The following is a 25,021-nucleotide window of genomic DNA, read 5'->3' as shown; positions in this document are numbered from 1 at the left end:
CTTTTCAACATCTCTGGATTGCTGATGAACTTCTCAGCCAACACAAAGGCTATTTTACTCTTGTTATTATGTGCATTTTTTTGGGGAAGTTGTTTTCCTATTGGTAAACATGCATTAAATCAAGTACACGCACTGACTTTAGTATTTTGGCGCTTTAGTATTGCCGCAACCTGCTTGGCTATCTACTTAAAAATAATTAACAGTGCAAAACCGAGTTTAACGTTCAACCAATGGGCTTGGGTGATTATTGTTAGTGCTGTTGGCGTAGGTGGCTTAAACCTAGGTTTATTTACCGGGCTGGAACATACCAGTGCCGCAAACGGCTCGTTAATAATGGCGCTGAGCCCACTTTCAACCTCATTAATAAGCTCAGTTGCAAAGCGCTCAATGCCTACTGCAGCACAATGTTTTAGCTTAATCGTTAGCCTATCAGGTGTATTATTAGTTATCACCAATGGCGACTTAGCCGTGCTTTTGAATATGCAAATCAATGCCGGCGACAAAATGATCTTTTTAGGTATGTTAGCTTGGAGTTCATACACTTACTTTAGCCAAGGTATCAATCAGTACATGCCTGTATTGCCTTATACTTTTGTTAGTATGCTAAGTGGTGCAACAATCATTGGCTTAATGTGTTTAGTGACCGCCAATGTACACCCGCTTAGCGAACTCAGTAATAGCTCAATGGTAGGTATTTTCGATGTTATTTATATTGGCTTATTTGGAACTGTTGCCGGCTATCTTCTGTGGCTGAATGGCATACGCCAACTTGGCTCAGCGAATGCGTCGTTATTTTTTAACTTCGTTCCGGTATTTGCCATGTTAACAGCATTTTTGATGGGCCAACCAATTACAGAACTACAATTAATTGGCATTATTGTTGTGATCATCGGCTTATTACTGCCACGAATTGTTACCCCAAAACGCATTCCTGAACCTTGTAAATAACAAGTAATACAGCACCAGCTCATGATATATAGCGATGGGTTACCTACAACTCTATCGCTATTTAACCGCGTATTATTTTAGGATAAACAAGTAAGTGTGGCAGTTACTCTTTAAATAGAAAGAGTTACAATAATGCATTAGCAGCACACATAAACACCAAAGAGCAAAAAAAATGAAAAATAACGACACCTTTAAAACTATCGCCACCTTAATTTTTAAGCAGCTTTATAAGCAGTTTCCAACACCAGTCAATTTAGATCCGAAAGCTATTATAGAAAGTGCATCAGCAGAGCAAATCGAATCAGTTAAAGGCACAATTGCGTTTCTTAACTACGAGGGCTATATTTTTGCTACCCCAAGCGCGACTTTTTTATTAACTGAAAAAGGCTTTGATCACGCTTTATGTCCAAAGTTTTAAATATTAAATCAATACGTTAGCCTATAGTTCACTAAGGCTAATCACATAAAAAAGCCCTAGTTGACTAGGGCTATTAAATACAATTGACTGTTCTACTTTGTTTTTTTATCTTTATCTAAACGCTTTTGTAAGCTCAATGCTGCATCCGCTGCAAGTATGCGCATAAACTCAGAGCCATTGCTTTGCTCGCCCTGCCCGGCACCTATTACAATTTCAGGCACTAAACGACTATTACCTAAACTGGTGAATAAAGCAGTTTGAATTTTAACTTCAGCTTTTAGTGTTTCATCAAACACATACTTAGGATCAAGGGCTGCCGATTTAGCCCGTTGACGCGCTTCGGCAAGTACATCCATCCCCATCGCTTCTAAGCGCTGCTGTTTTAAGATCTCTGCTTGCTCTTTAGCCAATTCAGCTTTCACCGCTACGCGTTGCTGCGCAGAAATAATTGCATTCGCTTTTACTCGTTCAGCATCAATTTGTTCTTTGATTTTTAACTTTTCTGATTCTGCGCGCTGTTTAGCAATCGCTTGTTCACCTAGAGCAACTTCAGTACGGGCTTGTTGTTCAGCTTTTTTTAAATTCTGTCTTGCTAAAGCTTCATCAGCAGCCGCTTGCTTTTGTGCCTCAAGTCTTGCATTAACCTTACTTTCGTAGTCAATATCAATAATACTGGCGTCAACCACTGTAATACCATACGCACCTAAAATAGGCGCATTACGTAATGCATTACCTTCTGAATCCTTTTTGATATTGATCGTGACACGTTGCTGTTTACTCAAATTATTTAGCTCATCCGTTTTATCACGTTCACCGCTACTAATAATTTGTTCAGTCACAAAAATACCATTAGTAAGTTGATCTGCAAAATCTTGGCTTAATTGACCATTACCACCAGAATAATGCTGCTCTACAGACATCATCCGCGCAGATGCCTTTACATTTTCAGTGGTAGCGCGCATTAATAAGTTTGAGATCAAGGTTTCTTGCGAACCAAACTCTTCATGGATCTTAAGTAATCCACGTAAAGAACCAGATTCACCAGCAGGCACATTACCAGGTAACCTAAATCGCGACACCCCTCTTGCACCGCCTGTTGTTGTATCTAAAAATCGAATCGGAATTAGCGGCACAATGGCGCTTGCTGTAGCACTACTGTCGCCAGTAAAGTTAATTGAAATAACTTTTTTATAAGCAGATGTAGAACCAAAAGCTTTTAAATAAGGTCCAGCCTGATCGATAACAGTTAAGTTACCCGTAAATGCCGATTGATGAACTAAACGTTCATCAGCTTCATTCCATGAAATAACTTGCGACATAAGCGTAGCAATTACAGCTAATACTATAAAAATAGCACTCACTAAAATAACATTACGACGACCAAATCGACTTATAAAAGAACTTTTATTGCCTTGAGGGGTTACAGCTTGCTGACTATCCATTTTTATTACTCTCCATATCTAATTTTTTCTTAACAAAGTAAATAATTTCTTGCTCACTTAGTTGCCCGCAAAAACTACCAGAGCGATGCAACTCGATGAAAGTTGTTAAAATATCTTCTTTGCTTTTAAGCACTTCATTTTCGGTTTCTTGGGTTTTATTCTTTTCTGTTAGCTGGGTAATTAACTCATCTACAATCGTGTCTTTATCAAATAACACATTGTATTCTTTAGATTTATTAATCCTATTTTTATGCATGTTACTGTAAATTATATACAAAGCAGCGCACAAAATAATGATGAGTATCGTTATCCCAATAAGGTAAAAAATCATAAAATCTACTTATATTGTTTTAATATTGGGGGGTTGGTAATAAGTGTAAAAATGGTTTACACCTGTTAAGCCGAGTATTATACAAGGTAACAGGAACAAAATGCAGGTTTTAAAATACCAAGAAGAAATATAATTTCTCTAATTGTATAAGTAATAACATATAAGTGAGTTTTACGGTTGGCTCAGAAGAGAAACACTTTAAAAAACAAAAAACCACGTTGGCTTAGCCTAACGTGGTTTTGTCTTTAATCGTTTATAAAAACAATTATAAAGAAAGGTATTCTTTAGCGCGCGTCAGGTTATGAGACACCATTTCGCTATCCGCGATTTGTGCGGCTTCGTATAAATCAGAAAGACCAGCCGTATCATTTTTTGCCAACATGCGGGACACGCCACGGTTGCTTAAAGCAAATGATGTTAGCGCGCGAACTTTCATACGTGGACCATTACTTTGCTTTAGCAATGCAATTGCTTTGGTACAAATTTCATCTGCTTGTGCATAATTTTTTGATTTCACATTTAATGCGCAGTTATTAAATGATTGTTCTACTGGCTGAGACGCTGCCGCATTATCAATAATCATTAATTTGTAATCACTTTGATCAGCCATAACAGCCGCTGAGCAAGTAAATAATGAGCCAAGTGCGATGGTTTTGATTAGTGAACGTTTCATGATTATATTCCTATTTGGTTTGAGTCGTGTCATATCGTCTGGGTTGCCGACAACTGAACTTTAGAGTGTTGGCTCAATTTCGACAAACGATAAAACTAAACCCGACAGGTGAAGAAAATTAACTTATAGACTTTAGTCTAATAAACGAACTGATATTCTATTTATTAACGGCATTAAATTGTTCATATACGCCTGACAATGAAATATTACTGGACTTGTACGTAATCGCTATTAGTATTGAATATAAGATAAGTTGTGGACTTTATATTTAGTTTCAGCAACTTAATTATAAAAATAATAATTCTCTTGTTATTTTCAAAGTTGAAATCCTCAACTTGGCTAAACGAGCCTCTGATTGCCGAGTCCCAATTATATAAATTAGCTGCAAACATGCTTTTAAGCTCTTTCTAGTCGTAACAATCTGAAAATAAGCAATTGATGATGAATTCCATCTGAGCAATAGGAAAGCTTTAAAGTATAGAACATGATAAAAAGGTAAAAAACATTCGTGGCTAAAGCACACTCCTACTTATAGGGCCAAAAAGCTCAACAACAATTTAAATATTGCTTTTAATTTAGAGCACTGATTTATAAAAGCTTTAACGCTGATACTCGCCCTTGTTTTCTCGACCAAAAAATACGCCAGCAAGCTTAACGCCTACGATAATGCTCTTGTAGCTCGCAGTAAAATTTTTTCGGGCTAAAACTCAACCTACAATTGAATGTATTCATAGTTATGAGTTTTTAAGCAGGCTTTTCTTTTAATGATTAATTAGGTTTCGCAACACTTAAGACAAGCTACCCGAGAATAGTATGATTACCATCATTTCATCATCCAAACCTATAAACTCCCTCGCCTGTATGCCATAATCTAAATAATTCATGAATTTAGTAACTTGGCGGTATTGCAACCGCTTCAAGCTAACTTAAAGGGTTTTTAAATGGCTTATCAAGAGCAAAATCAAGCAACTATTTATTGGCACGATTATGAGACCTGGGGGGCGAGTCCGCAAAAGGATAAGCCGAGCCAGTTTGCGGGTGTTCGTACTGATCTTGATTTAAACATTATTGGTGAGCCGTTGATTGAATATTGCAAACCTGTGGCTGATTATTTACCGCACCCTGAGGCATGTTTGATCACCGGTATTACTCCGCAAGTGGCGATGCAAAAAGGTTTAGTTGAGGCTGACTTTATTGCCAAAATTCATGCTGAGTTTAGTGTGCCGAATACCTGCGTGGCCGGTTATAACAGCATTCGTTTTGATGATGAAGTAAGCCGTTATAGCTTTTACCGTAACTTTTACGACCCTTACGAACGCGAATACAAAAACAATAACAGCCGCTGGGATATTATAGATTTAGTGCGTGCTTGTTATGCGCTGCGCCCTGAAGGTATTGAATGGCCGTTAAAAGAAGATGGCAGCCCAAGCTTTAAGTTGGAGCATTTAACGGTTGCCAATGGTATTGAACACGCTGCGGCGCATGATGCGTTATCTGATGTAACCGCGACGATTGCTTTGGCTAAACTAATAAAAGAAAAACAGCCAAAACTGTATAACTTCTTTTTTAGTTTGCGCGGTAAAAAAGCCTTAGCTGAGTTAGTTGATGTATTTAATATGACGCCGCTGGTGCATACTTCATCACGTATTCCTGCTACCCAAGGCTGTACCAGTTGGATTGCGCCAATGAGCTTTCATCCGACTAATAAAAATGCAGTAGTGTGTTTTAACTTAACCGAAGATCCAAAGGTATTACTCGATTTATCAATTGAAGAGTTGCGCACCCGCCTTTATACCAAGCGCAGTGAGCTTGCCGATGATGAACTGCCTGTTGGTTTAAAATTGGTACATTTAAATAAATGCCCTATTTTAGCGCCTGCTAAAACTTTATTACCTGAAAACGCCGCCCGTTTAGGCATTGACCGCGAGCAGTGTTTAAAAAATCTTGCGATTTTAAAAGCCAACCCAAGTCTTCGCGATAAAGTCACTGAAGTATTTAACGATAAGCCCGATTACGGTAAAACCACCAATACTGATTACATGTTATACGACGGCTTCACCAGTCATGCTGATAAAGCTAAATTTGCCATTATCCGTGATGCCAGCCCTGAGCAATTAGCGGGTATGAAGTTGGATTTTGAAGATAAAAAGTTTGATAACTTATTGTTTAAATACCGTGCCCGTAACTGGCCGCAATCACTTAATCAAGATGAACTTGATCAGTGGCGTCAATATTGCCAAAACAAATTAATGCATGGTGAAGATCAACCATCGATCAGCGCACAAGATTTTATGGTTACGCTAGAAAATCTTGCCCATGAACATGACGATAATGAAAAAAATCTAACTATTCTAAAAGCGCTTTATAACTACGCGCAAAGTATGTAGTTTGCAGAGATTTAAAGCCGCGAGCAGAGTTTTCGCGGCTTTTTGCTTTAAAATTCAAACTCTAGGGCAAGGCGAAAACTGTGATCTTTACCTTGTTGGCTCAGCTCGGTCACAAATCCTGCTTCCCACTTTAGTTGTCGCTTCGCTGAAAATCGATGCAGCCCAATAAAACCAGGGCCAATACCAAAGAAGTCTTCTCCGGCGTATAGCTCTAATGCAGGCTGAAACTCAGAGCGAAAACGATAGCGATACTGCGCGCGAAACTCAGTTTCCCATTCGTTTTTAATATCACCGCCCCACTCGTAGACTAAAAATGCATTCATGGTGAGGCTAGTCCGACCAAATTCTTTTTCCCATAAAAAGCCAGTTGTGGCTTCATAACTATCTTTGCCTTCTTGCTTTTCAAGTTCAAATAAGGCGCCCCAATCAGCCCATAGCCGCCCTTGCTCAACCAACTGCCAACGCAGTTCTAGTTCGTAGGCTGAGAAACCAAAGTTACCGTCGTCATCGCGTTCTCCAACTGCATAACCTTCCAAACTCATGGTGTCGTTGAACGAGCCACCTAAGCCAATTCGTTGGGCTAAAATATTGCCCTTATCTGTTTGATGAGAGATCAAACGCCATTCAAATTCGCGCTCAAATGGTAATACGTAAGGGTGGTAAACTTTATCTACGACTATTCCATCGGCTCGCACATTAAACGATGCCATGAACAAAAGCGAAGTTAAACACCACGCGAGAATAAATCTCATGATGGCTCCTTTTGAGAAAATTGCCGAGTAAATACTATGCTGGTGCCAATAAAGGCTAAAACCGCCACTAGATAAAGCCATAATGCAGTTTTGCTTGGCGTTGCTTCATAGCCGACTAAGGCTTTGAGTACACGGCCTAACTCTGAGTTTTCGACTAGCACTGCACGCCAATCAAAGTAGTTGGACGTAATATTGATCAAGTCAATTTGGCTGGCCAGATCTAATACTATCAGTAATTTTGCCGAGGCATTAAAAGCCAAAAACAACATCAGTGGATACACACCAAATCGTGCTCTAACACTATGCAGTAAAAATAATAGCAACACACCAAAACTACCACAGATCCCTATTCCCAAAGATGTCCCTATAAGCAAAGGTTTTGATGTGTCGGTGTTATGCCAAAAACCAACCAGATAAATAAAATAGTGACTCAAATACAGCGCCATAACCGCAACTATTGCAAGCAATGCGAATAAACGCTGCTGTTTACAACTTATTAGTGATGCAACATACACAATGACACACAATAGCATTTGACTAAACTCAAGGCCGCGATGATCAAATAACTGGCTCAACCAAGCGGCACTTTGTACATAAATAATACTACAAAGCAGCCCAACAAAAGCGGTCACTATCAGCACACGCTGGTTTAGCTTTAGCAATGACTGTAACAGCACGAGTAAAATCACGACTGGTAACAGCTGATTTATACTCATCAATAAACTAGTTATCAGCATCAGTCTTTCCTTCTACTAATACTGCACCACGGGCTGTGTTAGGTGAAAACTCACCAAAAAACTCATAACGCCCAGGGCTCAGTGGCCCGATATAAATCACACTACTACGATTTGGATACAGCACTTTCTCTCGATTTAAATCAAAGCTGTCAAACTCTTCTGGCGTACTATCTTGATTTTCAATTAAAAGTTTTAGTTTAGTATTGGCCGGAACAATGATCTCCGCTGGATAAAAAAGGTGATCTTTTAAAATTAATTTATATTCTTTAGCAAAACACGAAAACGGTAATACGCTAAATAGCAGCAGGCTGATAAACCCTAACCAGTTATTCACTCTCTGCTCCTTGCATAAATTCTACTCGTACTTGTAAGCCGCCTAATTCACTGTCGGCTAAAGAAATACTTGCATCATAAATTGTTACTATATGTTCAACTATCGCCATACCTAATCCGGCACCTTGCTCTCCAGAGGGGTGTTTATCACCTCCAACACGGTAAAAACGGTTAAAAATTCGTGCTTTATGGGCATCATCAATGCCAGGACCTGAGTCATCAATCTGCCAACCATACTCACCTTGTTGATTATTTAAGCGGATCACTATATTGCCACCACTGGGCGTATATTTTATGGCGTTACTTAATAAATTACTAAATAAGGTTGCCAAGGTAAATTGGTCACCATTAATAACATAATCATCGCCTTCAATACTGATCATATGTTGTTTTGCATCAAGTCGTTCGTATAGCTGTGCAACCACTTGTTGACTGACCTCTAGCACTGAAATTGGGCTAAATTGTGCCTGCCATTGCTCTGGATAGGTGCGTCCCAAAATCAACATTTGCTCAACAATATTACTAAGTTTATCGATACCTTGCGCCATTGCATCAAGTTCCAAGCAACCGTCACCTTGTGCGCGTAGATTATGAACATTTATTTTTAAACTACTCAACGGGGTGCGTAATTCGTGGGCAGCATCTGAGGCAAAAAAGCGTTCTCTTAAGTAGGCACTTTCTACACGTTTAAACAGATCATTTAACCGTGAGATCACCGGTTTAATTTCGTATTCGCTCACTTGCCAATTAATGGCAGTAAAGTCATTGGCTTGTCGCGTTTTTAATAATGTTGAAAGGCGTGTTAAGGGCCTTAATCCTTGTTTGACAAATAGACTGATCAACACCGCAAGCAGTGGCACACTCCAAAGCAAAGGTGTCATTGCTGACAAAATCATGGTCTCGCTAAGGGCATAGCGTTTACTCAGCGGCTCTGCCACCAGCACTTGTTTTGTCTGCATGGTTAATCTGAATACTCGCATCCGCTGTCCGGCTAAGTTTTCAACACTAAATCCATTCAGGCTTGGTTTTTGCGCCAGTTCAGCTAATGATTTAGACGCGCTAAGCAAATTGTTATCTTGCCAAATTTGAAACAGTAATCGAGTTAGATCACTTCTTAACACTGGCTTGTCGCTGTGTATAGGTTGCTCGATCAGTACATGAGCAATGGTTTGCAATTCGTTATCAAGTAGCAGCTCGGCCTGGCTCATACTTTCGCGGTAGCCTTTGCTGAATGCCAAAAAGCAAGTCAGGATCACCGTTGATAAAATAATCAGCGTTAATCTGCGTTTAATTGACACTAACGTTTACCTACCACATAACCTATGCCACGTAAGGTTTTAATTAGATCTTTAGGGAGCTTTTTACGTAGATGATGAATATGCACCTCAATAGTATTTGAACCTACTTCTTCGCCCCACTCATATAGTTTGCTTTCTAATTGTTGTTTGGACAATACGCGCCCTTGATTTTCAAAAAGTGCTTTTAGTAACATAAACTCTTTACGCGGCAGGTTTACCGGTTGCTGATCAAGTGTGACTGTAAAAGCGGAGGTATCCATTTCTACATTTGCTACATTAATAGTACTTGATTGCGCATGAGTTACGCGCCGACTAGCGACTCTTAAACGGGCAAATAATTCAGCAGGATCGAATGGCTTAGCTAAATAATCATCAGCACCTAAATCTAGCCCTTGTACTTTGTCGTCAATACTACCGCGTGCCGTTAAGATTACTACTGGTAAGTTAGGGCGATGCTTTTTGACGTGTTTTAATACATCAATGCCATCGCCATCAGGTAGTCCTAAATCAAGCACAAGTAATTCGATCTCGTCATTTTCGAGCCATTGCATGGCTGATTTTATACTAGCACAGTGCTCGACACTGTAACCTTGTTGGCGAAGTGAACGACATAATCCTTCAGCCACTAACTTATCATCTTCAACCAGTAGTAAATGCATATTATCTCTTTAGTTTCTTATCTACTTTTACCAATAACTGGGTGATCTCTTGCTGGCGGTATAAATCCGCTTTTGGCCTATCAGGGCGTGCCGGTGCCTGTTGAGCGGCAAGTAAATGTGTTTTTGCCTTTTTGTATTCTCTTTCGTCATACAAAAATGCCGCGTATAAGTAATTACTATCGATACCGTTTGGATTAATAGCAAGCGCTTGGTTAAATAATTTACTCGCTTTGTCATCATCACCAAATCCAATTGGCCAACCCGGTACTTTACTGTAAAGGGTCGCTAAACTGGTGTAAGCAGAGCCTGATAACGCATTGGCATCAATTTCTATGGCTTGCTCTAACTGTGCTTTAGCATCTTTTGCTAACCCTAACGCACCTAAGCCGCCTTTTGCCCCAGCATAACTTGATAGCACAATACCATACCAAATATGGCTTTGTGCCTGATCATCATAGGTCTTTGCAAACCCAACGGCCTGCTCTGATAACTCTTCAAATGCATTGAGCTGCGCTTTATCTACTAATTCATAATTCACAGTTGCCCAACTTGTTTGCACCTGAGTTAATTCGCTAGCAAGATCGGCATGCGCTGCGCTGGTTAAAAATATCCCAGTTAACAAGCAGCTAGTATAAAGTAGTTTAGTCATAGTCATTCACCTTTATCAATTTTATCTGCAAAAAAACTTTTAATTTTAGGAAGTTGTTTTGCAATTGCGTTATCTACTAAGGATGGAAAAGCACCATTTAGTTTGACAAATAAGCGTTCTGGAAAGCCAATGTAACTGCGTGAATTTCCAGATTTCAATAATGAAATGAGCGCATCTGCCACTTTATCAGGTGGATCCATTGTATTGCCTAAAGCTTTATTCATCGCGCGTACTTGCACTGAATTGATATTTGTATCAGTTGCTCTAGGTGCTAAATATAATATTTTTACATCACAGTGACTGAGTTCGCGGGCCAGCGCTTCGGTCATTCCTCGTAAACCAAATTTACTTGCGCAATATAAGGTTTGATAAGGGTAACCAATACTACCAAACGATGATCCCACATTAACAATTGAGCCTTTTTTAGCTAAAATTTGTGGTAAAAATAGTTGGCATAACTTAATTGGCACCGACAGATTAACGATCAGTAAGTCATCTATTTGCTGCTCCGTCATTTCACTAAAACCTTGCATCACATTAATGCCAGCGTTATTGATAAGCATTGTTGCACCGCCAAGTGATTTAGCATGTTCAAGTAATTTTTGGCGAGTCTGTGCTGATGTTAAATCACCAATAAATATCTCACAGTCTTGGCCACACTTAACCTGTAATACCTCTAGTTGTGCTTGTTGACGACCAACTAACAGTAAACGCCAGCCATGCTGAATCAACTTTAATGCAACGGCTTGACCAATTCCGCCTGTCGCACCTGTTAACACGCAAAGTGGACGGTTCATGCAGTTTGCTCCAAGTCGCTACTTGCAAACTGTGGATCTGTATCTAATTCACGAAAAATATTGCCATATAACTTATAAAAACATTTAGCGGCATGCACAATCGCTTGTTGATCTGCAGGAGACTCTATTTTATTCATCAGATCTTCAAAAAACTTCACATGCTCAATATCCAAAGCCCCATGAGATGTTAAATAGCTAAATGCCTTTTTAGGTAATCCGGTCATATTGGCTATATTACTTGCCGCATTATCGGCTAACGCAATTGAAGTACCTTCGAGTACATGCACCATGCCAAAAAATGCCAATGGATTACCACGATTAATTGTATCGTAGGCATAAGCAACCATTAACTCGGTGGCAAATTTGGGAGCACTTTGACGTACTTGTTGTTTATCAAAACCACAGGCTGCAATATCATTGAGCACCCACTCTTGATGACCTATTTCTTCTTCTATATATTCTGCAACCGCCTCGCGGATCCACTCTTGTTCAGTCGATAATTTCGCGCCCACGGCCATCATTAATGGCACCGTATGTTTAACGTGATGATAGGCTTGAGCTAAAAATGAAGCATACTCAGTTGTGCTTACTTGCCCCTTGAATACTCGAGCAATGATCGGTGCAGCCAGTAAATACTCGCGTTCTGCTTGGGTTTGTGATTTTAATGTCTCGAAAAAATTGCTCATAATATTGCCTCACTGTACAGTGCTGTTAGTTGTGCATGATAATAGTTTGCTATCGCTTGGCGTTTAGGGCGGTTATTACTGGTTAATAATCCCCGATCTGCAGTAAGTGGTTCAGCTAAGCGATGAAATGTTTTAATTTGGGCATATTCAGGTAATTGTGCGTTAATACCTCTACAATGCTCCGCTAATACCTCATCAGTCATATTTACTGATGCATAAATAAGTGCTACTAAATGCGCTTTACCTTCACCAAAGACAACAGCTTGTTGTACTTCACTGTTACTGAGTAGCAAAGATTCAGGCCACTCAGCGCTGATGTTGCGCCCAAAACTAGTAATAATTTGGTTTTTTAAACGCCCCTTAATAGTTAACCGACCTTGTTGTTGATCAACCAAATCACCGGTTGCATACCAACTCGTTTGATCATGGGGTTGTTGACCTAAATAGCCTAAAAATAAGGGTCCTTTAATAAATAGCTGCCCGTCTACCAGTTTGCTTTGCAAGTGATTTAACACCCGCCCTGCACACTCTATGTCATCATCATTTGGCGTATTTAAGCTCACCACTGATGAAGCTTCAGATAAGCCATAACCTTGATAAACTGGTAACCCTAAACTACGCGCCACAGTGATCAATTCACTGCTGAGTACAGCGCCACCAACGGCAATAAATTTCAGGCTCTTTGGTACTGTCCACCCCTGCTTGGCAAACCAAACTAAACAGGTCAATAATTCTGGCACCAAAATAAGCGTATTCGGTTGCACACGATCAATGGCATTGATCAGTTGACTGGCATCATTTAATTTTGCCCCAGAGAAGCCTAATTCTGCCAGTGTCATAACATGCACTTCACCTGCGGCTAATAACGGTGCAAAAACCCCTGCAATGTTTTCAAGTAATACTGGCAAAGGTAATAAACACAGATGTTTTGGCTGTTTTATCGCTATTTTTTTATGCAATGAGGTCGCCACTTGTAATTGACTTTGTAAAGATAAACACACTCCCTTTGGCTCACCGGTAGAGCCTGAAGTAAACGTCACTTTTTGGGTATCTGTAAAAAATGTTGTAGGGCTCGACGCGCTTACTTTATAGATATAAAGCGGGTAGCGGGTTAACACGCTCAAGGTCGCAATACATTCTAATCCGTCAAGTTCACAGGGGGTGTCGCTGATAAAATGCGAAACGCCGCTTTTATTCACGCTATTAGTTAGCTGTTGTGGGCTAAAAAAGGTCGGCAGCGGAATGCTTACTTGTTGTAACTCAATCAATGCAAAGTCAACAATTAACCAAGCAGGCGTATTGTCCATTACAAACGCCACGGCTGACATATCAAGCGCTTTAAAGTCGATAATTAACTCGGCTACTGCTTGCATCAGCGTCTGTTTACTGATCGGCTGCATTTGTTGGTCATGATGATCAACAATCACAGTATCAAGCGCTGCGTGTGGTAGTTTCGATAAAAACCCCATTATGCCTCCAATTGCGATGCTAATTGGCAACTCGCTTGATGATAGTGCTGTTTAATATTAAACAAATGAGGTGTATTTATTACGCAATCATGAGCAGCCGCTAAATCAACCACACACAGTGTTGGTTTATTTTCATAATAAGTCCCCCAATCTGCTGGGTTATCAAGTGCCTGACTATTGGCTAATGCAATTTCAGTGCAATTAACTGAGAGCATTTTTAATAATGCTCTAACCTTTGCAGTGGCACAAAATACCAAACGTTTTGCGCCAATTTGATAAAGTGCTTCATTCATTAGTACAAAATGAGCGAGAGTAGCTTTGCGATTTGTTGAGCATAAATTACCAAGCTCGTAAATATCTTCCCTCGGTACATCAACAAAGTATTCAATCGGCTCTGGTAAGTATTGCTCGATAAAAAGTGATTGAGTAGCAGCTCTAAGTCCCAGCGTGCAAGAATCAGCGGCAATACTTAATTGGCATAACACCGGCATAAACTGCTTAATATTGGCGCCGTAAGCTCTGGCAAAACTCGCTTTAACGACTTGCTCTAATTGCACACGAAATGGCATGTTTGCATTAGCACACACATAATCATGTGTGTTGGTAACAGGCAAATTAGTAACTTGAAGTGATTGCATAGTGTTCGCTCTTTTTAGACTATGGGTAAAATCTAACGAGCAAAACTTAAATAAACCTTAAGAAAAATTAATTTTTATAAAAAAACCCAAACAATGTTTGGGTCAGTGATTACGTAACTGGAGATTTCAGGAATAATAAGCCACATCTACCCGCTAATTGCGGGCTTATGCAAGTAAATTTAAGACAGTTAGCGTTTAATTTACTTGCTGGAGATAGACTTATTATCCGACGCTCTGATTATCTATTTTTTATGTAACGCTTCGATGCGCGCCAATAAGCTTGATGTGTCAAAACGCCCACCACCAAGTGCTTGTACGTCAGCGTAGTACTGATCGACCGTCGCGGTCATTGGTAAAATGGCACCATTATTTTTTGCTTCATCTAACGCAATACCTAAATCTTTACGCATCCAATCAACAGCAAAACCAAATTCGTACTCACCTGCCCACATGGTTTTGTAACGGTTTTCCATTTGCCATGAACCAGCCGCACCTTTTGCAATCGTCTCAATGACTTTTTCGCCATCAAGGCCTGCTTGTTTTGCAAAATGTAAGCCCTCGGCCAAGCCTTGTACAACGCCCGCGATACAAATTTGATTAACCATCTTACACAACTGCCCAGAGCCAACCTCGCCAAGTAACTGGCTAAAACGGCTAAATGCCGCCATAACTGGTTGTACTTTTGCAAACACTGCTGAGTCGCCACCAGCCATGACTGTTAATACACCATTTTCAGCACCAGCTTGACCACCCGATACTGGCGCATCAATAAACGCAATATCTTTTAGTGCCGCATTAGCGGATACTTCGCGCGCAACTTCGGCTGAAGTCGTAGTGTGATCGACTAAAATAGTGCCTGCTTGCATACCTTTAATCACCCCGTCAGCACCATAAACGACTGAGCGTAAATCATCATCGTTACCTACACACATAAATACGATATCTGCATGTTCTGCGGCTTTTGCTGGCGTTAATGCCACCTGACCTGCGTATTTTTCTGCCCATTGCTGTGCTTTTGCTGTGGTACGGTTATACACGGTTACTTGATGACCGGCAGTTGCTAAATGACCCGCCATTGGATAACCCATTACACCTAAACCGATAAATGCGACTTTCATTGACATAAAATTGACCTATTTCAGTGGTAACTTAAAAAGATAATTTGATTATCTCAACCGAACAGTAAAAAAGCGAATGAAAAAGTCTTCATTAAATTTCTTCATGGACGAAACAAAATAGGTAACCTATGGATAGCATATATCAATTCAGTGCCCCGCTTTATAACGGCGAAAATTTTGCCTTAAGTCAGTTAAAAGGCAAAACGATTTTAATCGTCAATACCGCCAGTAAGTGTAACTTTTCGGTGCAGTTAAGCGCACTCGAAAAACTATATCAGCAATATAAAGCACAAGGGTTTATTGTGTTAGCATTTCCGTGTAATCAATTTGACTACAATGAGCCAATAGACAACATTGATATTAAAGACTTTTATCAACAACAGTTTAATGTTAGTTTTCCTGTGTTTAGTAAAGTAATGGTCAACGGCCCTGATGCTCATCCGTTATTTAACTATTTAAAAGCACATACCCGAGGAATTGCACAAAATCGTGCTATAAAATGGAATTTCACCAAGTTTCTAATAAACTCTGAGGGACAATTGGCGGTACGTTATGCACCGCGCACTAAACCCGACACCTTGAAACAGGTCATAGAGAGTAATATTAATGATGCAACTAACGGTAGCGCTTTTCAGTTCGCAAAAATATGAACATGCATCTTTTGATGCCTGTTTAAACAATCAAACACGCATCAAATTAACCCGTTTTGAACAATCTCTTGATGCGAAAAGTGCCATACTTAGCCAAGGCTTTGATGCTGTATGCGTATTTGTAAACGATATCGTTGATAAAACGGTTATTGATCAGCTTGCTCAATTCGGCGTGAAATGTATTTTATTACGCTGTGCTGGCTTTAATAACGTTGACCTAGCTGCGGCACATGCCCATAACATCAAAGTATGCCGAGTACCCGCTTACAGCCCTGAGGCAGTTGCAGAGCACTGTGTAGCATTAATGCTTACCCTCAATCGCAAAACTCACAAAGCCTATAACCGTATCCGTGAAGATAATTTTGATTTAAATGGCTTGCTTGGCTTTAACTTATTCAAGAAAACCATTGGTATCATTGGCTGTGGAAAAATTGGCTTGGCTTTAGTAAATATACTCAATGGCTTTGGTGCAAATGTATTGGTTTGCGACCCTTATGCAGTACCAGGTAATTATACAATTTGTGATCTAGACACTTTATTAAGTCAAAGCGATGTGATCTCTTTACACTGCCCGTTAACCGAGCAAACTCATCATATGATCAACGAACACGCTTTTGCCAAAATGAAGCAAGGGGTGATGCTTATAAACACTTCCCGCGGCGCATTAGTTGATAGCAAAGCCTGTATTGGCGCACTTAAAACTAAAAAATTGGGTTATTTAGGGCTAGATGTGTACGAACAAGAGTCAGAACTATTCTTTAAAGACCGCAGTGATGAAATTATGCAAGACGATGTGTTTTCGCGTTTGGTAAGTTTTCCAAACGTACTGGTCACCGGCCACCAAGGCTTTTTTACCAAAGAAGCATTGAGTGAAATTGCGCAAATCACCGTAAATAATGCACTTGAGTTCGCCAATAACCAACCACTAAGTAATGAAGTTAAATAAGGGGTTGATTTAGGTGCTAGAAAAAGTTTAAAAACGAAGAAGCAAAGTTAACTGAGTTAGCTTTGCTCAAACCTTTTAAGTTGCATAAGCTGAAGTAACTCATATCTGTTCTAACACTTTTAGCTAATAAATTTAGAGTTCAACTGACAGGCTGCTATTAGTTAAAAACGGCCATTGAAAAAGTTAAATTTAGTCCTGTTTAAATGGGTAAACTCCCAGTTTTCTTCATGAATACATTAACCACCGTTTTGGTAAAAATAACAAACTGTAAATTCGTGCTATTTTAATTACTTGTTTACAAAAGTAATTATTGGTGGAATTATCAGAGTATATAATAAACGCCGTTTGGGGTGTTATAAACCACACAAAACGGTGTTCGATAAGCTGTTAGCTTTCAATCATAGATAAGGGATGTCATGAAGATAGATATACATGTTCATACTAGAAAAACTAAGCAAGGAGATGCTCCTACTAGAGAAGTCACACCTGAAAAGTTCTCTAAAATAGTATTGTCAACTGACGTAAAAATCTTAGCTATAACAAACCATAATGTTTTCGATTTACAACAATTCAATCAAATGGAAGTTTGTTTAGATGGTGCTGTTCAAATTTGGCCCGGTATAGAGTTAGATGTAATCGATGACGGAAAAAGGTCTCACTTGATAGTTATTGTTTCTCCTAACAAACGGGATGAGTTTAATCAAATAATTAATCAATTGACGGAAGGGAAATCCGCAGATGAGTTTACCATTTCACTAGAAGATACAGTTGAATCTTTTGAAAAACTTGACCCATTATATGTAGCACATTATTTGGGTAAAAAGCCTGATATGAGCGAAGCTAGTATTCTCAAGCTATTGGGTATGGGAATCAACTCTAATCGTGTAATTAAAGAAGCAACAAATTCCATCTCTGCGGGAATATTTATTGCCCATGGGCACAAATCTATGTATGGCTCTGATGTGCGGGATTGGGATAAATATACAGAAATTGTAGGGGAGCTACCTGAGTTGAGGTTGTCTGTAGACAGTTTTGAACATTTTTGTCTTTTACTTGAAAAAGATGTGCCCGCCATAGATACAGCTATAGAGCGTAAGCACTCTGAAGTTTTAACGCTGCAACCTTTCGAAGATGAAACAAAGGTTAAAATTCGAGCGTTTAATGATATCAATATTATCTTTGGCCCTAAGGGGACTGGTAAAACTAAAATTCTTGAAGCGATCGCCAAACATTATTCTAATCGTGGAACAATGGCTTCTGTATTTGAGTCAGCACCAGACAAGTTAGCAGATCGGTTTGATATTAAAGGAAAAAACATTGAAGAATCTATAGATTTACAAGGTGTAGATTGCTGTCACGAAGAAATTAGTCGGATTAGAAAAGCTAAAGAATTAGATATTACAAGCCTTTATAAATACCGTGAATTCTTCAATTCAGAAAACAAGAACAAAAACGCTAAAAGAATGAAGATAAAAGATCTTCCTACTCTTCTTTCAGAAAATTCTGACAGCAAGTTCAATGAATATAAAGATGCACATAGTAAAGTACAGGATATGGTAAATTTTCTTAAAACTAATTCCTCTATAGATGAAGTGACGACAGATGAAGAGCGAGCTAGCCTAATATCTGATTTAAATGTGCTTTCATCGAAACTTAAAAATGGCTCTTGGGAACTTTTTTCTGAATGGAAGAGTGCAAAATTAACTGACAGTGCATCTCAATGTTTTCGAGACGAAGTTACCCGTAAAACAGGAGAAAGAAGTAAACCAAGTGAGACAGGTTTTAAAATATTCGCGACAAATAGGTTGAACATCGGTCGGGATTCAAAAAAAGTCATTGAAAATATCAATAAAAATATTCAAGACAAAATAGAAAACGTTGGTGTTCTTGGCCCTGATAAGGGTTTGCTAAAATGTGCAACTAGCTTTCAGTTTCAGAATGGCGATATTCATGAGTCTAAATACTTATCAATGAAAAGTATGCGAAAACAAGACCAAAAAGAATTTGTTCGGATTATGGGCTCAATAAATGATAAAGCAACATCTAATGATTTATTTGACTCACTTACTGAATTAAATGCAATTGTTGATATAGATAAAATATTAAGTCTTTCTGATTTGTTGCTTTTCTGGAGACGATTCACCTTATCTGGCGAGGATTACTCTCCTTCTAATGGTGAATGTTCAATGCTTAACTTACATAGTGAGTTAGCTGAGGATAAAGAAATTTACCTACTAGATGAACCAGAAAGAAGCCTTGGTAATGAATATATTAATGATGTAATTATTCCACTAATAAATGACAAAGCAATACAAGGTAAAATGGTGTTTATATCCACTCATGATGCAAATGTCGCTGTCAGAACATTGCCTTATAACTCTATTTATAGATGTCATGATAAAGATGGATACGGCACGTATACAGGAAACCCATTTTCAAATAGCTTGATATGTTTGGAAAATACAGAAAAAACTTTAGATTGGAAACTAATCAGCATGAAAACCCTTGAAGGTGGGCAGAATGCTTTTGGTGAGAGAGGGAAAATATATGGAAACAATTGAAGCAGAGTTGGTTACGATTGATGGTGATTACTTTATTAATATCCTAGAAGAACCCCAAATATCAATCCCTATATCAAGTGATGATCCTAATGCTGTAAAGTCTGCATTTAACTGTTTAATTGAGCGCTTGAAAAAGGGTGTGTTTTCAATCAGTTTAAAAGATGCTGATAAAGACCTGTTTTATCATGTTGCAAAAGAATATCTTGAGCAATTAAATGGTGAATTACTAGATGTTTATCAAGAGATGGAACAGTACGGCTTTGTAGAGGTTGGAGCACAAGAAAGCTAATCGGGTAGCCGGAGGTCTCTAACCTCCAGCCACCACACCACCCATCATGCGCTTTTTATTAACAGGAAGTGCAATGGGCGGTTCATCTCCCGTAATGAATATTGATCCAAATATCTCTCAATGACACTAACCCTTGTGAAGCTAAGTAATCATTGCCTAATGCAATGTTAATTCCTTTTGTTTTTGAGCTTCTACAAGGGCCTTCGCTTCCAAGCGCCTACTTTTGGTACTGGTGATACCACATGCTATGACGAGTCGCTCACTAACACCCAATTTCATTAAACTGCGTACTTTGGTGTGGACTATTCCTTTGGAAAGAGCGCCATTGCCGCCAGTAGCACATTATTACCCTACAGCGGCCGTTAGATCACATGACTTCGCTATTTTGTATTAGCTCGTCTTCAGCCTATGCCTCATATGATTTTTTGTTCATCAGCTCCCACTTACTTTTATAAAGAATGCTAGCGACTTCCTCCAAACTATCTCTCGCGATTTAGCCCTTGCCATTTGCGAGTGTCTATCGTTTAATAACAGCATGTTATTTAAGCGGTGATCTTCCTACAGAGGACTTTCACCTCATAAGTCAATGCCCATGTCGGGAGTACACAATGCAATTAAATGAGACTAAAACAGTGAGTTAGGTTTCTCTTCGCTTCACATTATAACCCACTATTTTAGTCCGCTTATTGCGGCGTTAAGCCTCTGTGAGAGCTATGGATAAAATTAATCTTCAAAATAAGACGAAAGCTCTTTCAGCAGTAATTGAGTCTTATTGGTTTGAAAACGAAAGCATTGGATTGGAGAAAACTCTTTTCCATAAAATATCTATTCCACTAGAGCCTTTTGATTCGGGTTTGGACTATGAAGAACAGCCATTAGAAACATTAATAGTTTGCGACTGGTACAAACTTGAATTATCCAATCCAGAAAATTTGGATGGGATTGATATGAATCATGATATATACACTGATGCAGAGGCTTCTGTTTATGTCGGCTGTGCTCATAATTGGTGTCATGTAAAGAAGCTGAGTCTAGAACTAATTTCACCTAGCACCTATCAAATCTCTGGCGAGCTATTAGTCGAGTTTGAAAATGAAGGTGTCGGAGAAAATGAACCATTTAATTTTACAACTGTAGCTACATATGCAAAGGCTTAATATGTTGCTCAAGCCTCGTTCCGGCGCAATAAAACGCGCCTCCTCTGGACAGTCAAACTGCTGCTTAGCAAAGCGTTAGTTGCCATGATGCAGCGGCACTCAAATTAGAGAATCTTTACCAAATTCTAAGGAAAGAACCATTGAAAGATAGCGATATTATAGATTTAGCATGTGATGTTTTTTCTAAGATTACTGGTGATTTAAATTCAAATTTATATAAGGGACTAAATGGCAATCTATCAATTCGCTGGAGTGAAAAAAGGTGCTTTTATGCATATGCCGCTGCCGATCCTGATGTAAGCGGCCCACCAAAACATTTTATTGGCCTAACATACGAGACTGCAATCTTGCTTTATCGCGATATAGAAGATTATCATCTCTATATTGGTTATGGCGCAAACAATCAAAAATTTGATGTTATTTTCCAAGATTTTGAATACCCAAAGACCCTATCTACTGAATCGACTAAAGAGCATTGCTGTAAAAACATGTTTATAAGCGGCATTACATGGATATTATTCCATGAGCTAGGGCATCTAATTCAAGAGCATGGGCATATACGATCTTTATATAATTGTAATGTAGGCAACAAGATTGTTGATTGCGCTGCAAACGATAGCGAAACTAATACTAAGCTATCCGGAAAAGCTTCAGCGGTTTCACATGTTACGGAAATGGCTGCAGATTATTACGCTATGGTTTCATGCCTTAGGGCTTTACTTCGTCACTTCGAAGAAGACGAACTTAAATCTGAGGTTAGGTCTTTCTCTTCTGTTCTAGCACTTGTACTTTATAGATTTCATGGGGTTAATTCATATATTCCAACAGAAGTACCTGAAGGCTCACATCCGCCTCCGTTAATTCGGCTTGAGCAAACAACACCATTGATCTTCGAGCTATATTCTAAATTAACAATAATAGGTCGACTCGAGCTCATCAATATAACTTCATGGTCATCTTATACTGTTGGTCTTTTCTGGCTTAGAAAGAATAGGCAGATGAATCCTCAGTTGCCAGATGATTTCTTTCTAGCTGGTAGTCTTCAAAGACCTGGAATGGTTAGGTATCATAAGGTTATGATTGATACATGGGATGAAATTAAGCCTATTATAGATAGTGTTAAGCGTATTGATGATCATTTTTCCGAATTACAGTTCAATGATGAGTACAGAAAAAAACTATTAACTTTAAAATCGATTTAGCTGTGATTAAGTGGCAACTAATCGGGTAGCCGGAGGTTTCTAACGTAAGCGTCTAGCAAAGTGCACCTGCCAGTAACTCGTCAAACCGATTAAACTATTTCTTAATTTCAATTAGGAGATAGCCATGAGAAAAATACGTAGCCTTGAGCAGTGGCGCAACATTATCGAAGAACAACAAGACAGCTATTTAACTATTACTGAGTTTTGCCAGCAACATGCCTTATCAAAAACAAGCATTTATGCGGCACGAAGTAAGCTTACTGCTGCATCTGGTAGTTTTGTTCGCGCAAAAGTCACTAAACACGTAAACAACTAACGCAGACAGCCACTCTTATTGAACAAGCAAAACTGTGTCACTAAATTTACTCTTTTAGGCTAAAATATATCTTTTGCTACTTGGTTACTTTCACCTCATCCATTAAATAGGTCATTGTCACTATTAAACCTAAATTACATGCATGACAATAACTGCATGATGCAGTTTTAAATTTTTACTGAGTAGTTTGATTCTCATGCAAGTAACTTTTCACAGTTACTCATATTCGCTCTTCGTTTCCTTCCTAAATTATCACAATAGCTTTCATGTGACGAAGGTCTTCCAACAGCGCCATGGAACACGCGGGTAAATTGCGTTGTGAGTTTTAACCAGTTCTCTGGGCTAATATTGACTCGCTCTAATAAAGGAAGGGATGTGTTTTCAATGTATCCTCGCTTATCTTCTCGCATTACACGGCCCGTTAATTCAACAAGTTCAAAATACGATTTAAGCTCAAACGGGAGTCCTTTTGGCATTCTTTGCCGTGGCATCCCTGCAAAACGTAATAGCTTTTTAGGTTGCTTACCTGTGGTTGCACTTTCAATTCGTTTTTGCACACTGGTATGGATTGATTCTTCTGGCGTGTTGGCTATTTTTGCTCTTATTGGGTTTAAATCAACATAGGCCATACAGGCTGCAAGTGCTGCTTCATCTAGTAGAGCTTGTTATTTAAAGCGACCTTCCCAGAATCGGCCTGTGCAGTTATCTTCTTTATTGGCTCTGCGGGCAATATCTTCATTTAACAACCGCATAAACCAGCTAATACTGGATAACCGCTCTCGATATTGCTCAACCGTTTGATTAAAAAAGATGAGCTCTGATTTACTTAATTTTTCACCTTGCAAATATTTTTTCGTCAATAACGTGCCTTTACACAGCTTATGCCAGCGTAGAATAATGGCTTTGTCATTAAGGCGTTTGGCTTTTTTATCATCAACATACAACACTAAATGTGTGTGATTGCTCATCACTGCATACGCACACACATCAATGCAAAATACCTTAGCCAATGCGAGTAGTTTATCTTCTACCCAGCCTCTGCGGTGCTCATAGGACTGACCTGTAAAACGGTCTTCACCGCATAAAAAAGCACGGCGTACACAGCGTGAAATACAATGATAGTACTTTGTATCAATCAAACTTACTTGACGCTTTCTTGCAATTGCCATGGAACACCCTATTTGTTTTTCATACTAATTTAAAGCTAGTAAAAAATAGGGGAAATACAAACTTTAGGGTGGGTGTCATCTTTGTTCCAAAAAGATCAAGAAAACACGGCAGCCTGCTTGACCAGAACTTTCTAATGGGTGACCCCTTTGGTTTCTCTTTTGGACATAAACACGTAGAGTATTTAATCAGTAACGCTTCGCTTAACCAGCGCAAAGTAGAAGGCTAAAATTAGCGACGAAGGAGCGCAAGCCTACTGTTGTGCGTCCTATGTGGTTAAAGCGTTTATTAGCTTTTAATTGCAAGTTGATCAATTAAACCCGGCAGCTCACTGCGCAATTGTTCCAAGTTTTCGTGGTCATCAAGAACCTTAACAATACCACCAACTTTATTAGCCTCGTGAATATATATAGATGCAAAGGCTGTCTGTTTATATGCTTCAAAAAGTTTAAATACTATATTGTTTTGAGTTGCTGTACCCGAACTATTTTTTTCTATAAATTCAACAATTGAATTGTATGCTCGGATATGATCACGGAATACACGAATATTGTATCGTTGTTCCTCAGTAAAACTATCAGCAACATCACAATAAAAAGCGTCAAGAACAGGTGTTGAAACAGGAGCACCTAGCGAGCAACTATAGTTGTGATTATGACCGTATTCTAAAGCTGATTTCTTAGCAGTTTCACTACGCTCACCAAGAAGTATTTCTAAATCTTTTAATTCTGTAGATATAGCTAACTTTAGTTTTTTAATTTTAGATTTTGATTTTATTAGTTCCGTCAGTTGTGATAAGCCCCAACCAACTACTAAAGCAATTAATGCTACTTGCAATCTATCCACGATTCTTCCTTAAAAGCTAATGCTTCAAGAAGAGGCACGCGCGGTTTGCGCGTCCTTCTTGCTTGACTTGTTAAGTTCCATTTCATCAAGCTGTGCTTCTATTGATTGAATGGCTTCAGCTGGGTTTTTTGGTATTTCAATTTTTTGAACCTGACCAAGGGCTAAAAATAGATAATAAATACCACCAATGAAGCCAATTATCCCTAACATGCTATAAACTGATTGAAACAAAAGCCCCAGGGATATCCAAATCAGCCCCTTAATAAGTTCACGCAAAGATGAATAGATAAGCCCTGTTTGGCAGGCATGCCCCTGCAGGTCTTCATTTTTATTAAAGTGTTCTACTCCAGTATATTTTAGCCAAAGCGTTTTAAGCCTTCGGCTTTTTATGCCTTGTGAATACTTCGACAAAACTCTCGCTATAAACCCAGGGCAAGATCACGAACTTTACCTTGACTTAAAAGTATGATCTTATACTCCTTTTTAAGGAGCCCCCATGCCTGATATTCAACTATTTAAATATTTCGAATCAATTGACGACCCTCGCCAGCA

The 25,021-nt window shown here is 39.0% G+C and carries 26 protein-coding genes and 1 pseudogene; 10 read left to right on the top strand and 17 right to left on the bottom strand.

The features are described 5' to 3' along the window. Positions 1-24 precede the first annotated feature (24 nt). The gene (locus H5186_RS17605; protein ID WP_182739213.1) at positions 25-948 is read left to right on the top strand and encodes a DMT family transporter; all 924 of its coding nucleotides are present in this window, start codon (positions 25-27) and stop codon (positions 946-948) included. Positions 949-1,120: 172 nt separating this feature from the next. After that, a complete protein-coding gene (locus tag H5186_RS17600) occupies positions 1,121-1,366 on the top strand; it encodes a hypothetical protein (RefSeq protein ID WP_182718880.1) in 246 nt (81 codons plus the stop codon). 92 nt (positions 1,367-1,458) lie between these two features. Here the strand turns inward: H5186_RS17600 and H5186_RS17595 are convergent, their stop codons facing one another. From H5186_RS17595 to H5186_RS17585, 3 genes are all read right to left on the bottom strand, one after another. Then, positions 1,459-2,808 (bottom strand): SPFH domain-containing protein, encoded by a 1,350-nt coding sequence (locus H5186_RS17595; protein WP_149980966.1) that lies wholly within the window; start codon positions 2,806-2,808, stop codon positions 1,459-1,461. Further along, on the bottom strand, positions 2,801-3,139 hold the full coding sequence (locus H5186_RS17590; RefSeq protein WP_145233034.1) for a methanolan biosynthesis protein EpsI: 339 nt from the start codon (positions 3,137-3,139) through the stop codon (positions 2,801-2,803). The genes H5186_RS17595 and H5186_RS17590 overlap by 8 nt, the downstream gene beginning before the upstream one ends. Before the next feature lie 265 nt (positions 3,140-3,404). Next, positions 3,405-3,812, bottom strand: a complete 408-nt coding sequence (locus H5186_RS17585; protein WP_182718909.1) for a hypothetical protein — start codon at positions 3,810-3,812, stop codon at positions 3,405-3,407. Positions 3,813-4,753: 941 nt separating this feature from the next. Between H5186_RS17585 and sbcB the strand changes: the two genes are divergently transcribed. Next, a complete protein-coding gene (gene sbcB, locus H5186_RS17580) occupies positions 4,754-6,199 on the top strand; it encodes an exodeoxyribonuclease I (protein ID WP_182757574.1) in 1,446 nt (481 codons plus the stop codon). A 47-nt stretch (positions 6,200-6,246) separates the two neighbouring features. On the opposite strand, the gene H5186_RS17575 is transcribed toward sbcB, so the two are convergent. The 11 genes from H5186_RS17575 to H5186_RS17525 form a co-directional block, all read right to left on the bottom strand. Next, positions 6,247-6,909, bottom strand: a complete 663-nt coding sequence (locus tag H5186_RS17575; RefSeq protein WP_246175522.1) for a hypothetical protein — start codon at positions 6,907-6,909, stop codon at positions 6,247-6,249. Between the two features lie 38 nt (positions 6,910-6,947). Beyond that, positions 6,948-7,688 (bottom strand): iron transporter, encoded by a 741-nt coding sequence (locus tag H5186_RS17570; protein ID WP_182719151.1) that lies wholly within the window; start codon positions 7,686-7,688, stop codon positions 6,948-6,950. Next, entirely contained in the window at positions 7,675-8,001 is a 327-nt protein-coding gene (locus tag H5186_RS17565) for a cupredoxin domain-containing protein (protein WP_246175520.1), read from the bottom strand. Before H5186_RS17565 ends, H5186_RS17570 begins: the two co-directional genes overlap by 14 nt. A 13-nt stretch (positions 8,002-8,014) precedes the next feature. Continuing rightward, on the bottom strand, positions 8,015-9,319 hold the full coding sequence (locus H5186_RS17560) for an ATP-binding protein (protein WP_182719150.1): 1,305 nt from the start codon (positions 9,317-9,319) through the stop codon (positions 8,015-8,017). Beyond that, the gene (locus tag H5186_RS17555) at positions 9,319-9,978 is read right to left on the bottom strand and encodes a response regulator transcription factor (RefSeq protein ID WP_182719149.1); all 660 of its coding nucleotides are present in this window, start codon (positions 9,976-9,978) and stop codon (positions 9,319-9,321) included. The genes H5186_RS17560 and H5186_RS17555 overlap by 1 nt, the downstream gene beginning before the upstream one ends. A 1-nt stretch (position 9,979) precedes the next feature. Continuing rightward, positions 9,980-10,627, bottom strand: coding sequence for a hypothetical protein (locus H5186_RS17550; protein WP_182785294.1), 648 nt, complete (start codon positions 10,625-10,627; stop codon positions 9,980-9,982). Positions 10,628-10,629: 2 nt separating this feature from the next. Next, on the bottom strand, positions 10,630-11,424 hold the full coding sequence (locus H5186_RS17545) for an SDR family oxidoreductase (protein ID WP_182719147.1): 795 nt from the start codon (positions 11,422-11,424) through the stop codon (positions 10,630-10,632). After that, complete coding sequence (locus tag H5186_RS17540; RefSeq protein WP_145233019.1) at positions 11,421-12,110, bottom strand: TenA family transcriptional regulator; 690 nt, start codon at positions 12,108-12,110, stop codon at positions 11,421-11,423. The genes H5186_RS17545 and H5186_RS17540 overlap by 4 nt, the downstream gene beginning before the upstream one ends. Beyond that, complete coding sequence (locus H5186_RS17535; RefSeq protein WP_182785295.1) at positions 12,107-13,579, bottom strand: AMP-binding protein; 1,473 nt, start codon at positions 13,577-13,579, stop codon at positions 12,107-12,109. Before H5186_RS17535 ends, H5186_RS17540 begins: the two co-directional genes overlap by 4 nt. Next, complete coding sequence (locus H5186_RS17530; protein ID WP_149980952.1) at positions 13,579-14,217, bottom strand: thermostable hemolysin; 639 nt, start codon at positions 14,215-14,217, stop codon at positions 13,579-13,581. Before H5186_RS17530 ends, H5186_RS17535 begins: the two co-directional genes overlap by 1 nt. A gap of 242 nt (positions 14,218-14,459) precedes the next feature. Beyond that, positions 14,460-15,341, bottom strand: coding sequence for an NAD(P)-dependent oxidoreductase (locus H5186_RS17525; protein WP_182719145.1), 882 nt, complete (start codon positions 15,339-15,341; stop codon positions 14,460-14,462). A gap of 122 nt (positions 15,342-15,463) precedes the next feature. On the opposite strand from H5186_RS17525, the gene H5186_RS17520 reads away from it, so the two are divergent. The 7 genes from H5186_RS17520 to tnpA all read left to right on the top strand — a co-directional run bounded on the left by H5186_RS17520 (position 15,464) and on the right by tnpA (position 22,456). Beyond that, complete coding sequence (locus tag H5186_RS17520) at positions 15,464-15,985, top strand: glutathione peroxidase (protein ID WP_182731252.1); 522 nt, start codon at positions 15,464-15,466, stop codon at positions 15,983-15,985. Next, positions 15,945-16,931 carry a 2-hydroxyacid dehydrogenase gene (locus H5186_RS17515; RefSeq protein WP_149981180.1) on the top strand — a complete coding sequence of 329 codons (987 nt, stop codon included), beginning with the start codon at positions 15,945-15,947 and terminating at the stop codon, positions 16,929-16,931. The genes H5186_RS17520 and H5186_RS17515 overlap by 41 nt, the downstream gene beginning before the upstream one ends. A 416-nt stretch (positions 16,932-17,347) precedes the next feature. Then, the gene (locus H5186_RS17510; protein WP_182785296.1) at positions 17,348-19,492 is read left to right on the top strand and encodes a hypothetical protein; all 2,145 of its coding nucleotides are present in this window, start codon (positions 17,348-17,350) and stop codon (positions 19,490-19,492) included. After that, positions 19,479-19,781, top strand: coding sequence for a hypothetical protein (locus H5186_RS17505; RefSeq protein ID WP_182785297.1), 303 nt, complete (start codon positions 19,479-19,481; stop codon positions 19,779-19,781). Before H5186_RS17510 ends, H5186_RS17505 begins: the two co-directional genes overlap by 14 nt. A 713-nt stretch (positions 19,782-20,494) precedes the next feature. Then, entirely contained in the window at positions 20,495-20,938 is a 444-nt protein-coding gene (locus tag H5186_RS17500; protein WP_182794735.1) for a hypothetical protein, read from the top strand. Positions 20,939-21,078: 140 nt separating this feature from the next. Beyond that, entirely contained in the window at positions 21,079-22,140 is a 1,062-nt protein-coding gene (locus H5186_RS17495; protein WP_182785009.1) for a hypothetical protein, read from the top strand. Between the two features lie 124 nt (positions 22,141-22,264). Further along, a complete protein-coding gene (gene tnpA / locus H5186_RS17490; protein ID WP_259399704.1) occupies positions 22,265-22,456 on the top strand; it encodes an IS66 family insertion sequence element accessory protein TnpA in 192 nt (63 codons plus the stop codon). Between the two features lie 194 nt (positions 22,457-22,650). On the opposite strand, the pseudogene H5186_RS17485 reads toward tnpA, so the two are convergent. From H5186_RS17485 to H5186_RS17475, 3 genes and pseudogenes are all read right to left on the bottom strand, one after another. Beyond that, positions 22,651-23,625 (bottom strand): annotated as a pseudogene (locus tag H5186_RS17485) (transposase). A gap of 286 nt (positions 23,626-23,911) precedes the next feature. Continuing rightward, a complete protein-coding gene (locus tag H5186_RS17480; protein WP_182785010.1) occupies positions 23,912-24,469 on the bottom strand; it encodes a hypothetical protein in 558 nt (185 codons plus the stop codon). A gap of 24 nt (positions 24,470-24,493) precedes the next feature. Next, positions 24,494-24,880 (bottom strand): hypothetical protein, encoded by a 387-nt coding sequence (locus tag H5186_RS17475; RefSeq protein WP_182794734.1) that lies wholly within the window; start codon positions 24,878-24,880, stop codon positions 24,494-24,496. Positions 24,881-25,021: the final 141 nt, after the last annotated feature.

This window comes from Pseudoalteromonas sp. SG41-2 (assembly GCF_014164535.1).
Lineage (GTDB): Bacteria > Pseudomonadota > Gammaproteobacteria > Enterobacterales > Alteromonadaceae > Pseudoalteromonas > Pseudoalteromonas rhizosphaerae.
This window is presented reverse-complemented; position numbering and strand designations above follow the sequence as displayed.